The 14,175-nt window shown below is 36.4% G+C and carries 9 protein-coding genes; 7 read left to right on the top strand and 2 right to left on the bottom strand.

Features of this window, described 5'->3' with window-relative positions:
• Positions 1-285: 285 nt before the first annotated feature.
• A complete protein-coding gene (locus QM524_RS02570) occupies positions 286-1,491 on the bottom strand; it encodes a sterol desaturase family protein (protein ID WP_283343349.1) in 1,206 nt (401 codons plus the stop codon).
• Between the two features lie 625 nt (positions 1,492-2,116).
• Positions 2,117-2,767: a redoxin domain-containing protein gene (locus QM524_RS02575; RefSeq protein ID WP_283343350.1), complete on the bottom strand. Its 651-nt coding sequence runs from the start codon at positions 2,765-2,767 to the stop codon at positions 2,117-2,119.
• Positions 2,768-3,194: 427 nt separating this feature from the next.
• Between QM524_RS02575 and QM524_RS26065 the strand changes: the two genes are divergently transcribed.
• From QM524_RS26065 to QM524_RS02610, 7 genes are all read left to right on the top strand, one after another.
• Positions 3,195-7,511, top strand: a complete 4,317-nt coding sequence (locus QM524_RS26065; RefSeq protein ID WP_283343351.1) for a T9SS type A sorting domain-containing protein — start codon at positions 3,195-3,197, stop codon at positions 7,509-7,511.
• 422 nt (positions 7,512-7,933) lie between these two features.
• The gene (locus tag QM524_RS02585; protein ID WP_095164303.1) at positions 7,934-8,476 is read left to right on the top strand and encodes a hypothetical protein; all 543 of its coding nucleotides are present in this window, start codon (positions 7,934-7,936) and stop codon (positions 8,474-8,476) included.
• Between the two features lie 181 nt (positions 8,477-8,657).
• The gene (locus QM524_RS02590; protein ID WP_283343352.1) at positions 8,658-10,316 is read left to right on the top strand and encodes a UxaA family hydrolase; all 1,659 of its coding nucleotides are present in this window, start codon (positions 8,658-8,660) and stop codon (positions 10,314-10,316) included.
• Between the two features lie 199 nt (positions 10,317-10,515).
• Positions 10,516-11,280: an SDR family NAD(P)-dependent oxidoreductase gene (locus tag QM524_RS02595; protein WP_095164299.1), complete on the top strand. Its 765-nt coding sequence runs from the start codon at positions 10,516-10,518 to the stop codon at positions 11,278-11,280.
• Between the two features lie 100 nt (positions 11,281-11,380).
• Positions 11,381-12,049 carry an SGNH/GDSL hydrolase family protein gene (locus QM524_RS02600; protein ID WP_283343353.1) on the top strand — a complete coding sequence of 223 codons (669 nt, stop codon included), beginning with the start codon at positions 11,381-11,383 and terminating at the stop codon, positions 12,047-12,049.
• A 53-nt stretch (positions 12,050-12,102) separates the two neighbouring features.
• Complete coding sequence (locus tag QM524_RS02605; RefSeq protein ID WP_283343354.1) at positions 12,103-12,960, top strand: fumarylacetoacetate hydrolase family protein; 858 nt, start codon at positions 12,103-12,105, stop codon at positions 12,958-12,960.
• 379 nt (positions 12,961-13,339) lie between these two features.
• A complete protein-coding gene (locus tag QM524_RS02610) occupies positions 13,340-14,167 on the top strand; it encodes an amidohydrolase family protein (protein WP_166553483.1) in 828 nt (275 codons plus the stop codon).
• The last annotated feature ends 8 nt before the right edge of the window (positions 14,168-14,175 follow it).

Below are 14,175 nucleotides of genomic sequence, written 5' to 3' on the forward strand. Positions count from 1 at the left end.
TGATGACAAATTCAAACATAATATATCTTTAAAGGTAAGACAATGCGTTTCCATTGATAAGACCTAGCGTAAAAATCACTCATTTACTCAATTACTACCCACCAAAATAATGATTTCCAAGGAGAATGATCAAACCTGCATATACGACAGTGACAATTGCCCACATTAATGAAGATTCCAAATAACGAAGTGTTTTGCCAAAAGAGAATTCTTTGCGTAATGATAAAATATATTCCATGACAATAATGAAGTTTATAATGTGAGAAAAAGATTTGTCACTCAAGCTTATCCGAAGATAAGCTTGAAGTATTGGTTTTTAAGGGTTTTGGCAAAAGCAATGATAACCAATCCAAGGATAGCTATAGCATAGAATATCTCGGTGCTCGGATAGTTCAATTGAATAAGCAATCCAACAATGAAAAGACGAATAGCTTCCAAATAAATAATCCAACGTTTTTGCTCTAATAGTGCCCCGCAGTTAATTAACGATATTAAGATGAAAAAAGCCCAGAGTATTTGTGAGGTAATACTGATACTGTCCAGAAAATAAATGATGACAAATAGCCCAATGAGCAACGAAATCATTTGAACGACCACATAAGTATAAACACGTTTGCTGTTGTGATCTTCGTTAAACTGAATGATAAATCTCTTTTCTAACTCTTCCCGAATCCTTGGGTCAAGTGACTCAGGTTTGTCGAATAAAATCCTGAATCGCTCTTTGATAGTTTGGGCATGCTTAAATGCGTAGGCCAACTCAATCATGTAATGAAAATGTTGCCATAGAAAACTATAACTTTTAAGAGGTTTTGTCAAGCCATAAACAGGCTCTTCTATTTCTTCAGCAAAAGTCCCAAACAGCTTATCCCAAAAGATAAACATATCGCTATAGTTTTTATCTAAATATTGCTCATTACTAGCATGATGCACGCGATGGTGTGAAGGCGTTACGAAAATGTATTCCAAAAACCCTAACTTCCCAACAGTGCGTGTGTGCGTAAAGAATGGATATATGCCATGAATCAAAAGCACAATGCTAATCATATCGGCATTGAAACCAATAATTGGTAATATCGACCAGAAAAAGGTTCTAGCAATAGCCTGAAAAATTGTAATACGAGCCGAAACCGTAAAATTGAATTCCTCACTTTGATGATGTACAATGTGCACACTCCACAAAATATTTACTTCATGACCCAATCTGTGATACCAATACCACAATAAATCAGTAAGCAGGAGTAGGGCAATCCAAGAAAAGACGCCTGATTTGATATCAAAAAAACCAAGATTCTTTTGCAAGTAGTCATAGTAAAAGTAGAATATACCGATACTAAAGCAGTCAATCAGACGTTCGGCAATACCTACATTTAAGTTTGCTATGGTATCCTTGAATTTATAAAATTTCTTTCCTTGTACCTTAGAAAGAAAATATTCAAGCCCCATGAAAACTAAAAACAGTGGAATAGCAAATGCCAAATATTTAGTGTGCATAGGATTTTATAAATGAGTTTTGAGTGATAATTAATTTTGTTGAAATAGAGGTATCTGTCTCAACAGTGAGGTACTATTCAATTCTATTTATATGGGTAAAAATCATTTTATGTGAATATTGGTTAAAAAGACTCTTCCATTGGGCTGCCGACGAGGGCAATGCCCAATGCCGAGTACAATTCTCCAAAAACAATCTCAATGATTTCACTATTGTTAGGTGGCGGCACTCAAGAAGTATGAAACCACCCATTCTTTGCTTGAAATGCCACCAGCAATTCTTTATACATGTTGAATGTCTTGGAGCACCAACCAATTTTTTCACTTAATAATACTATCTAACAATCAGGTAACCCCCAATAATATACGCTAAATCCAATTAATACAATAATGATGATTACGACTACAGATAATAAAAATCGTATGCCTAATTCAGATTTGTCTAAAAAATCATCAGTTATGGATTCTGTTGATTTATTCATTATAGTCTATAGATTTTATATACTAATAGGTCAAAAAAAATGAATTTTAGTTTGTTAATAATTAGTTGTTCTCAATCATACCTTTTGAATATTATTGACTCAAAAGTGTTGACTAAAAAAACCTTCAATCAATAGGATAAAAAGGCTTATGCTGCTAACTCTTGGCGAATCACCACAGGAATATTTTTATTCGCACCAAAAACGGCTGCCAACATTTCAGTAGGTTGAAAAGGTTTATCAAAATTATCATCAACAGATGAATAAACCACCTTTTCTTGGGTATTGATGACAATCGTGGCGGGCACAGGAACATCTTCTGAAATACCTGAAACATAATCCCACACAGGATACTCTTCTTGGAATAGTCCTAGGCTTTTAGATATTTTTTGTTCAGGATCTGCTAGAAGATTGAATCCAATATTAAAATGTCTTTGGAAATCTCTAACTTCTTCCGCTTTGGCATTTATAATCACTAATAAATTACCGCCAATTGCCAAAATCTCCTGATATACTTGTTGTAGTTTTTCCAAATGGTTACTACCATATTCATTCCAACCAGCCGACAAAAAGCTTATCACCAATGGCTTGCGACCCACCAATTTTTTAAGTTGTACAGGGTTTTGATGGATGAAGGTATAGGGTAAATTTTGAGCGACTAAATTCTTATAATCAAACTCTATTTGATTGATTCTTTTTCCTAATTCAATTTTAGTGGTAGGTCTAGGAGTTCTTTTGCCTACATATACAGGAAGCGTAGCATCCCAATTCAATCCATATCTATTTTGCGTAGCTAACATATTCTATCTAGGTCTTTAAAGCGTGATGAGTTATTCTTGCTTGTTTGATATTACAAAGGTATACAATATAAACTATATATCCTATAAACTTTATAGATTAATATTTAAAATTTCAATAAAAGTTGAATATTATAATTAATTGATGAAAATTCAATTTAATTGGAGTTGTGGCTAAGGGGTGAATTCTGTAAGTATTTGTCCTTTTAGAATAAAACAATAAAAAGTTAAAAATTTTCAATGTCATATTTAAAGCCGTAGTAAATTATAGTAATTTTAAGAATCAATACTGAATAGGATACACCTTTCTTGCGATTCTCTTTTTGAAAGATAGAATTAAAATATCATTGAATTTTACCTCTATTCAACTCGAAGTTTGGCTGTCAGTTTGTATCCTCAAAAAATACAATTGCATCTAAAATTTCTAGCTATGAAAACAATCTACTTATCAATCTTGCTACTCTTTTCTTGTTTTTCACTATTCTCACAAAGTATCCGTATCACAAATGTTCGCTCGCAGGGCATCGACGATAATTCCTTTCTTTGTAGTGGGAAGAGGCTTTATTTGAGGTACGAAACCGCTGGTAACTTTAATGCGGATAACAAATTCCAACTTGAATACAGGGTAGGGAATTCTGATTTGAACTGGAAAGTTATTGCTTTTAAAGATTCCTCAAATATCATGTTGGCGGACTTACCAAATTATGAGAGCTTAAAAATTCTTGGAGAGTCGTCAAGTATCAATTTTAGAATAAAGAGCACAAGTCCTTCCACCATCTCCAATCAAACTTATGCTGTGTTGGCTGGCGACGCGAAGGTGGAACTATCGGGTATTTCCAAAAATCAAGCTTATCCTACCGAACCTATCTCCTTGGATTTGAATCATTTTGGATACAATAATTTGAACCTAACGTTAAATAACGGTCAAATCTTTAATATCAATGGCTCGTATATTTTTGAGAATACGCCCAAAAAAATTACCATAAATGCCTTAAAATCAGACTCAATTTATATCAAACAAGTCTATAGTGGATGCGGAGTCGGAAGCTCTACAGGAAAATTCTACTTGAATGTCTCAGATCAGTATGTAAGGATATTGAGCGCCTTGAATGTGGCGTGTACGAATCATACTTTTAGAATTAAAATCCAAAAAAGTGGAACGTGGAATGCTGGTAATCAATTCTATATCCGACTTGTCGAACAGATATATCCCTCCATTAACCCTAAATCCTATGACGTTTTGGCTACTGAAAAGGACGGTTATTTAGAGGCTGTTTTACCAACAAGTATTCCAGCAAAATCATACAGTGTCCAAATTGTCACAACGAGTCCTGTGGTTGTATCCAATGTCTATTCTGAGATTTTGAAACTTTATCCTAGTCCAATGCTGACGTTTAAGTCCAAAGACCCAACTATTCTCTATGGCAACGATGTAAGTTTGGAGTATGCAAGTAATGGAGCACTGCCAAGCAAGCTTAAACTCAACACGGGCGAATCCTTCAATTTTAGTTTTTACAATAACACTAATTGGATTTATTTCAAACCAAAATCTGGTGGGTATTGCAAAATAGACTCATTTACCACGGTTTGTGGTAATCATAAAGCAGGTTTAGATTCTATCAAAATAACTATAGCTCCATCAATTATCACCGATTCAATATCTGTTTCGGAGGTTTGTGCTGGGGGTAGTTTTGAAGTAAAATTCAAGTCAAATATCAATCTAAAGATTGGAGAAAAGATTTATGCGGGTAGAAAAGATGGCTATAGCGGAAGCGACAATTTTAGTATCGAAGGCGTTGTTTTGGCAAACAACAGAGCAAGATTTGTTTTACCCTCAAATTTTACCATGCTTGAATACGCAAGTTATTATCTACAACTCTGGACAGATAGCACTCCAAGTAGTAATAACATGAGCCCTAATATGATAAAATTTAAAAGAATGCCTAGCCCAAAAATCTTGTTCTTTGGAGCTCCAATATCCGCTCTACCACAAAATGTGAATTTAGGGTTTTTGCTTAATGGAGGAGACCCAATGACCCTAAAACTCAGTAACGGAGATGTACTTTCATCGTTGCCTGGAGGATATTATACCAAGCAATATTATGTGGCTAAATCACAAACCTTGTCAATACTTTCAGCAGAAAACTCCTGTGGACTAAATGCCAATTTGGATACTAAAATTGATTTTACGGTACAAAATGAAGAAAAATCTATCATACTTAAGCTTGATGTTCCAGACGATCAAGTGATTTGTGCTGGTACAACTGTCAATATGACTTTGCAGAAAAGTGGCAACTTTGAGCCAGGAACTAAATTTATGGTCGACTTAGTTAATTACGACAATTCAACCATATTTAAAGAAAATCTTGCAGAACTCGTTGATGGAAAAGCAACTTGGAAAGTTCCAGATTTATCTGATATAAGAGGTGGGTACTTGAGAGTGCGCAATTCAAGTTCAACGATTAACAGTAATCTTATTCCGATTACGGTAAAGGCTATGCCTACCTACAATTCTAGCAAGAAAGGAGGAGTTGTACTATCACAAGGCTCATACGAAAACCCTATCAATTTTTATGCAACGGGTGGCGCACCCTATCTGATCAAATCTAAGGAAGGTGCTCAGTATTTCGTTTCTACGGAAGGTTATTCTACACTTCCAGCCTATCTGACAAAATCGAATACAATTTCTTTGACTGAGATTAGTAATCAATGTGGAGCATCGACTATATCTGAGCAGGATTATACCGTTTATGTAAAGGATAAAACCTTGAGTTCGATTAGTTATTATCAAAATCAAACCTTTTGTAAAGGTAGTACCATCAAATTACCGATTCAGGTATTGAATCTCTTAAACCCTTATGAGACACATTTTAAATTGAAATTAGATGTTATTTCAATCTATGGAAGTGAATCAATTAGACGAAATTTATTGGACAATATCAGTACCGACATTATCAACTTTTCTATTCCAACTGACTTACCATTAGGTTCTTATGCCATTGAATTGTCAGATGTTGAAAATCCAGCTAATGAGAGTCTGAAGATTTATTTTAATTATGTTGAAGCGCCATCACCTTCTAACCTAAAGCTTTCTATATCGAATACTTCTCCCATAAAAGTAGGAGAGAGAGTAACATTTATTTACACCAATACGACAGGCGAAAGCCTAAATTTACAGCTGAATGGAGGGAATTCGGTCTACAATAGTTTTTTATTCACGGGAACTTCCAGCTATGATTTGTATCTCTCACAGTCGGCAACTTTTACCTCGGTAAAGGCGGTTAACCAATGTGGGCTCACAGAAATTCCAGTTAATTTGAGTGTAGTGGTAAAGCCTATTCTTGGATGGAATTACCTGAAAGGGTCTACCTATTGCCGTGATGAGAAGGTGTCCGTCAATATCAATACTCAAGGAGTATTTGCCAATAAAGGATTTAACCTTGTCATCAAGGATGGATATACTGCAAAAGAGTACAATGTACTTTCATTTACTGATAACGGACAGTACTCGTTTACTATTCCAAAAGACCTCACCACTGGCGACCACTATATCGAGTTGAGATCAGCCTCAAGGGAGGCAGACGCCAGTGCACAGTTTTTAAGTTTGAAGGAAAAACCACTTATTTCTGTGGTAGGTAGTGCGACAATCAACACGGGACAAACCACCTATCTGAAGATTGTTTCAAATTCACTGGGAAAGTATTTTGGTAGAGATTTTAGTTCAGACTTGGTAAACTATACTCTGAGCGATGGTTCGTCAAACACGTTGACTTTGGGCGGTAATAATAATTATGTATTTCTCCCTGTAAGTCCAAAGGCTTCAACATCTTTTACTCTTTCATCTGTCTCCAACTTGTGTGGTGCAGGTACTGTTACGGGTGCGGCTCAAATTACTGTTAATCCAGTTTCGGCAAAATCTGTTGAGATTACATCCCTTGAGAATCAAGAAACTATTCAATACTACAACTACGCTTGTGGAAACCAGACCGTAAAAGTCAATTTCAAACTTACGGGAACCTACGATACGGGCACTACGTATGACTTATATATGTCTGATAGTGTTGGGAATAACTTTGTGAAAATTCCCGTTATTGCACAAAGTTCAAATACGCTATCGGCGACCTTGCCAGAAGTAGCTTCAACTGGTTACGGGTATCGGTTTAAGGTTATCGCAAATACTTCCAACAGTACGAGTACAACAAGTCCATATCCAATAACGATTCATAAAATTCCAACGGCGCAGTTTGACTCCACAAATATTTATGTAATGTCAGGACAAACTCCCGCTTTGAGCATTTCAACTACAGGAGCATTACCCATCAAATTATTGCTTAAAGACGATAATGCTGTTTTTTATAATTATACCACCACAACTTCCCAATTCAGTATTCCTGTAATTGCCACGATGGGAACAAAATTTCTTATCAATTCAGTGAGTAATAATCTATGTGCTGGAAAGGTTGGCTCAAAATCTCAAGCTCAATTATTGATTGTCACAGGAATTGAAGAGTTATCAGATTGGGGAATACGAGTAGCACCAAACCCAACCGAGGGAGTGCTCACTTTAATGAATGTTGTACAAGATGCAAGACTAAATGTTTATGATGCAATGGGAAAAGTAGTGCTAGAAAAAGTCTTAAGCCAAGGAGATAATTTAATTGATATGGGCGGACAGGCGTCTGGTATTTATTTCTTTTCGGTAGAATCATCCACGAAGAAAGTTGTGCTTAAAGTACAAAAGTACTAGTGTTATTTTCAGGAAAGAAAACACCCAGAGATCTACAACTTCTCTGGGTTTAACTATTCCAAGAGGTCTTTAGTAGTTCTTTCATGCATTCGAAGTTAGTGGGCAAAATAAAATTTGAGGTTTGAGCTTTCGGCTTTCAGCTAACAGCATTCAGTAAAACATATCGGTAGTTACTAAAATACACGTTAATACTCTTTGCATAATGCCTGTTGCCTAGCGCCTAAACATATAACTTAAATCTTATTTGATAGTCTCATATAATCAATATTATTCTATATTAAGTTGATTCTGAAAATATTTATTTTTATGTTAATAAGTATATAAAATTGTATTTTATCGAAGATTATTAGTGTAAATAATCTAAATTTGTAGATTATTCAATAATTGCTTTATCAAAATTTATTAATCATCTACAAAAGTTCATGAACAAAATTTTATTAACACTAGCTATTGCTATTAGCTTCGCATTTTCTTCAAATGCACAATCAGAATCTTATGTACCATTCAGAGTTCATATTTCTCCATTCACCTATGTGATTCCAAATTATACTAAAGGTTACGGTGCAGGTGCAGGTATTTCCATTGAACCAGCCTATGCCATAAACGATAACTTTGTTGCAGGATTAAAATTAGAGGCAGCCCTATTCGGAGCTGGAACAGAAACATCTTCTTCTATCGGTGCAGTTGGCTCTTATATCTTGACGGGCGATTATTACCTTGGTGAAGGCAAAAGTAGATTTTTCGGCGGTCTTGGGGTAGGTCTTTTTTCTGGAGCTACAGCCGCTATATATAACACTGGGACGACTCCTGTTGAGGCAGCAGGTGGTTCAGGCTTTGGACTAGTTCCTCGCGTGGGGGTTCAATTGAGCCATTTCCGTTTGGCTGCCGAATACAATTTAGCCCCTAAAAATATGTCATACCTAGGTCTAAAAGCTGCCATTACCATCGGCGGTGGTATGTACTAAAATATAATAAATTCCAAAAACACATTCGGATAAAGCAATTTTGAAGAGGAACTCTGTTGAGTTCCTCTTTTTTATTTATGCAGGAATTTTCGGTGGATTTTTTTGCAAATTTTGCAAAGCTGAAAGAGTATTTTTTCAAACTTGTCCCTTCTTCTAGCAGATAACAAAAGAAAGATACACTGTGAAAAGAACATTTTTACAAATAAATCCAACTGACAATGTGTTGGTGGCTCTATGTGATTTGAAAAAGGGCGAAGAGGTTGTTTTTAAAGGAAAAACAATCATTTTACAAGATGATATCGCTGCCAAACATAAGTTTACTATCGATGATTTAAAACAAGGTGAAGAGGTTACCATGTATGGTGTTTTAGTAGGAAAAGCACAAATGCCTATTCCTGCTGGAGGGCTGATTCATACTTTTAACTTAAAACATGCTTCAGAGCCTTTTCAAGGAAAATTGAAGGACTATACTTGGCAAGCACCTGATGTTTCTGCATGGCAAAATCGTACTTTCATGGGCTATCATCGATCGGATGGTCAAGTGGGTACGCAAAATTATTGGTTAGTGATTCCATTGGTTTTTTGTGAAAATCGTAATGTAAATATCATGAAGCAAGCCTTTTTGAAGGCTTTAGGATATGCACAACCAGATTTGTATCTCGATCAAGTTAGTACCTTATTAGATGCGTATCAGTCTGGTGCCGACATCGATTCATTGAAAACTTTTACTTTCCAACAAAAGAAATCCGACTATCGTCAGAATCGTGTATTCAAGAACGTTGATGGTATTAAGTTCTTAACGCATGAAAGTGGTTGTGGCGAAAATCGTGAAGATTCAGAAAACCTTTGTAACCTTCTTGCGGGCTATTGTGTCAATCCCAATGTAGCGGGTATTACTGTGCTAAGCTTAGGATGTCAACACTCTCAAGTGAGTATTTTACAAGAGGCTATCCATAAAATTTCTCCAAATTTCGAAAAACCATTATATATCCTCGAACAACAACAAGATTTAGGTTCGGGTGAGTCACAAATGTTGGCGGAGGCTATTCGTCAAACATTTGTAGGCATGATTCAAATCAATGAAATCGAAAGAAAACCTGCCCCTTTGAGCAAGTTGAGAGTTGGTGTAAAATGTGGTGGTTCGGATGGTTTTTCGGGTATTTCTGCCAATCCTGCTATTGGTCATACTGCCGATTTGTTGGTAGCCCTTGGAGCTAATGTGATGATTGCGGAGTTTCCTGAATTGTGTGGAGTTGAACAAGAATTGCAAAACCGTGCGGTAACTGCGGAAGTGGCGGATAATTTTGGGTATTTGATGAAGGAATATGCCAGAAGAGCAGAAGCTGTAGGAGCAGGATTTGACATGAACCCTTCGCCTGGCAACATTAAAGATGGTTTGATTACCGATGCAATCAAGTCGGCGGGGGCTGCCAAAAAAGCAGGTTCTTCGCCAGTAGTAGATGCTTTGGGATATGGTCAATACTCGAAAAAAGCAGGCTTGAATTTGGTTTGTACACCGGGTAACGATGTATTGGCGACCTCAGGAATGGCTGGTGCTGGTGCTACGATTCAATTGTTTACTACAGGTTTGGGTACGCCAACAGGTAACCCAATTTGTCCTATGGTAAAGCTTTCGACGAATACAAAATTGGCTCAAAAATTACCAGAAATCATAGATATTGACTGCGGACCAATTATCGAAGGAGAAAAATCAGTAGAAGAAATGGGCGAAATGGTTTTAGAATATATTATCGGCTTGGCTTCTGGTGAATATCAAACCAAAGCAATGGAGCTAGGTCAAGATGATTTTATGTTCTGGAGAAGAGGAGTAAGCCTTTAGGTATTATTGATTAATTATTTTGGATTTCGGAAATATCTCAGAATAACTAAGAGTGCTGAATTTAATTCTAACGTGTGTTTTTGGCTTTCGGCGGTTGGCTTTTGGCAAATAAACTCAAGGAAGTTTATTTGCCTAATGCAATCTTTAAAAATAAAACAATCCATTGGCGATTTTAAACAGCCAAATAAATATACATCTTATGTTTAGTTTATCAGGAAAAGTAGCAGTAGTGACAGGCGGAGGTAGCGGTATTGGTAAGGCTATCTCAGTATTATTTGGAAAGCAAGGTGCCACGGTTCATATTTTAGAGCTAAATGCTTCTGCTGGAGAATCTTCAGTGTCTGAAATAATTGAGGCCGGCGGACAAGCGCAAGTTCATGCATGTGACGTAAGTAATCAAGCTCAAGTTAGCGAAGTGATTAACAGCATCGGAAAAGTAGATGTATTGGTCAACAACGCTGGTATTGCTCACGTGGGTTCGTTGGAAAACTGCGATGCTGATGCCTTTGAAAGAGTTTACAACGTAAATGTAAAGGGTGTTTACAATACACTTTATGCGGTTGTTCCAGTGATGAAAGCTAATGGAGGCGGTGTAATTTTAAACATGGCTTCTATCGCATCATCTATTGGTTTACCAGATCGTTTTGCTTATTCTATGTCAAAAGGTGCGGTATTAACCATGACGCTGTCGGTAGCGAAAGATTATATCAAAAATAATATTCGTTGTAACTGTATTTCGCCAGCACGTGTACATACGCCATTTGTGGATGGATTTATTGCAAAAAATTATCCGGGTCGTGAGGAAGAAATGTTCGAGAAGCTTTCTGCCACTCAGCCTATTGGTCGTATGGCAAAACCTGAGGAAGTAGCTGCACTAGCCTTGTATTTATGCTCTGATGAAGCATCATTTATCACTGGTACAGACTACCCAATTGATGGTGGATTTATCCGTTTGAACAACTAAGAGTTTGTTTTCCTGTCAAGAAAGGATAAGAGTAATTAAATGGCGTGAGTATTTTCACCCAACACTATAAATCAATTATTCATTAATTATCTCAAAACAGATGCGTAAAACAATTTTTGCCCTTCTTACGGTATTAGCTTTAGCCTCTTTTGTTGCTGACAAACCTAAAAAAGTTATTTTCTTTGGCGACTCTATCACACAAGCTGGAGTGAAACCCAACGGTTACATCACTCGTATTGGTGAATTATTAACTGGTAAAAACCTTGGTTCAAAATATGAATTAATTGGAGCAGGGATTGGAGGAAACAAAGTATACGATTTATATCTGAGACTCGAATCCGACGTTTTAGAAAAAAAGCCCGATGCGGTTTTTATTTATGTTGGGGTAAACGATGTTTGGCATAAAACTACTTCTGGGACAGGAACTGACCCAGATAAATTTGTAAGATTTTATCAGGCGCTCATCGATAAAATTAAGGCAAGCGGTGCTAAAGTGGTATTGTGTACGCCAGCCGTGATCGGAGAGAAAAATGATTTTAGTAATCCACAAGATGGCGATATGAATCATTATTCAAACCTTATTCGCAAATTGGCTGAGAAAAATAGCCTGCCATTGGTCGACCTTAGAAAAGCGTTTTTGGCTTATGACTTAGCCAATAATCCGTCGAATAAAGATTCAGGTGTTTTAACAACTGATAGAGTTCACTTGAACGATCTTGGCAACAATACAGTAGCTGAACTTATGCTAGCTGAATTGTTAAAATTGTAATCAAAACTTTTAATTAAATAGTTCAACTAATGATTAGTTGAAAAAGTAAAATCATGAAACTAATAAGATTTGGTGAATTTGGTAAAGAAAAACCAGGCGTAATGATCGAAGGAAAACGTTATGATGCCTCTGGTTTTGGAGAAGACTATAACGAACAGTTTTTTGAAAATGATGGTCTAACTCGCTTGGCAGCTTGGTTAGAGTCTAATCAAGGTACTTTGGCAGAAGTTGCTGAAGATGTACGTTTGGGTTCATGTGTGGCTCGTCCTTCAAAAATCGTTTGTATTGGTTTGAACTTTGCGGATCATGCTCGTGAAACTGGTGCTGCCATTCCTCAAGAACCAATTATTTTCTTTAAATCAACGACAGCGCTTTCTGGTCCAAACGACGATATTATTATTCCTCGTAACTCGGTAAAGACTGACTGGGAGGTTGAATTGGCATTTGTGATTGGTAAAAAAGCACAATATGTTGACGAGTCAGAAGCATTGGATTATGTAGCAGGGTATTGCTTGCACAACGATGTTTCAGAAAGAGAATTTCAAATCGAAAGAGGAGGTAACTGGTCTAAAGGTAAAGGATGTGATACATTCGCACCAATGGGACCATTCCTTGCAACGCAAGACGAAATTGAGGATATCAATAATTTGAAAATGTGGTTGACGGTGAATGGAAAGACTTTCCAAAACAGTAACACTGATCAATTGATTTTCAAAATCCCAACTTTAGTTTCTTATTTAAGTCAATTTATGACCTTATTGCCAGGTGATATTATTTCAACAGGAACACCTCCAGGTGTTGGTTTGGGCTTCAACCCACCAATTTACTTGAAAGAAGGCGACGTGGTAGAACTAGGTATCGAAAACTTAGGTTCTTCAAAACAAGTTGCTAAAAACTGGTCTAGAAATTAATCTGCTTAGAGTATAATTGAAGGCTTTGACCGAGTAAGCGATGGTATTTCGCTAAAAGGTTTGTCCAAATTCACTTACACTTGTATATTCAGTTTTGAAATGTTTCTTTAGAAAAGGCTTTAGGCTATTAGCCGTAGGTATTAGGCAATAGATATTTTCAGCCTAATGCCAATTGCAAACAAAATTAATAGTATATCTGTAATAAAAAATGATAATACACCTCTGATTGTGAGGTTGTTCCAGTAACAGATATACTATTAACAAATAACTTCAGCTTACTTCTCGAAACATTTCAAAACAAAATATGGTCTCTTAGAATAACTGAGATACCTTTTAGTGAAAATGAACTATAATCATCCTTCAATTAGCTAACAACATTATGAAAATTGATTCGCATCAACATTTTTGGCAATACGACCCTTCTAAACACGAATGGATAAATGATGAAATGAAGAAGATTCGTAAGGATTTTCTTCCAGAAGATTTAGCTCCAATCCTTCAACAAAACGGTATCGATGGCTGTGTGGCTGTGCAAGCTGACCAATCTGAGGCTGAAACCGATTTTTTGATTGAGCTTGCTTCAAAAAATGATTTTATCAAAGGTGTTGTCGGTTGGGTAGATTTGATGGCCGATGATGTGTACGACCGCTTGGAATATTATTCAGAATTTAAAATCGTAAAAGGTTTTCGTCATGTGGTTCAAGGTGAGACTGATCCTGAATTTATGCTTCGCCCTAAATTTAAGGCAGGAATCACTGAGTTAGGTGCTTATGATTTTACCTACGATATTCTGATTTATCATTACCAACTCGATCAAGCTATTCGTTTTGTAAAGTTATTTCCTGAACAAAAATTTGTATTGGACCATATTGCCAAACCAGATATTAAAAGTGGTGAGTATGGAACATGGCAAACTGATATCAAAAAGTTGGCTTTACACCAAAATGTGTACTGTAAACTTTCAGGAATCATTACCGAAGGTGAATGGGAGGGTTGGAAACCTGCTGATTTTAAAGTGTATTTAGAAACCGTACTCAAAGCTTTTGGACCCGAACGTCTTATGTTCGGCTCGGATTGGCCAGTATGTTTAGTTGCAGGTCAATACGAAGAAGTATTAGGCATTGTAACAGATTTTATTGGTAATTTGACTCCATTAGAGCAGAAGAAAATTATGGGTGGTACGGCTCAAAAATTCTATAATCTCTAAATTTCCAA

It is taken from the genome of Flectobacillus roseus, from assembly GCF_030056595.1.
Classification (GTDB): domain Bacteria; phylum Bacteroidota; class Bacteroidia; order Cytophagales; family Spirosomataceae; genus Flectobacillus; species Flectobacillus roseus.

Bases quoted from the DNA above. Each gene is read 5' to 3' on its own strand.
- QM524_RS02570 (WP_283343349.1), bottom strand. From the start codon at position 1,491: ATGCACACTAAATATTTGGCATTTGCTATTCCACTGTTTTTAGTTTTC.
- QM524_RS02575 (WP_283343350.1), bottom strand. From the start codon at position 2,767: ATGTTAGCTACGCAAAATAGATATGGATTGAATTGGGATGCTACGCTT.
- QM524_RS26065 (WP_283343351.1), top strand. From the start codon at position 3,195: ATGAAAACAATCTACTTATCAATCTTGCTACTCTTTTCTTGTTTTTCA.
- QM524_RS02585 (WP_095164303.1), top strand. From the start codon at position 7,934: ATGAACAAAATTTTATTAACACTAGCTATTGCTATTAGCTTCGCATTT.
- QM524_RS02595 (WP_095164299.1), top strand. From the start codon at position 10,516: ATGTTTAGTTTATCAGGAAAAGTAGCAGTAGTGACAGGCGGAGGTAGC.
- QM524_RS02600 (WP_283343353.1), top strand. From the start codon at position 11,381: ATGCGTAAAACAATTTTTGCCCTTCTTACGGTATTAGCTTTAGCCTCT.
- QM524_RS02605 (WP_283343354.1), top strand. From the start codon at position 12,103: ATGAAACTAATAAGATTTGGTGAATTTGGTAAAGAAAAACCAGGCGTA.
- QM524_RS02610 (WP_166553483.1), top strand. From the start codon at position 13,340: ATGAAAATTGATTCGCATCAACATTTTTGGCAATACGACCCTTCTAAA.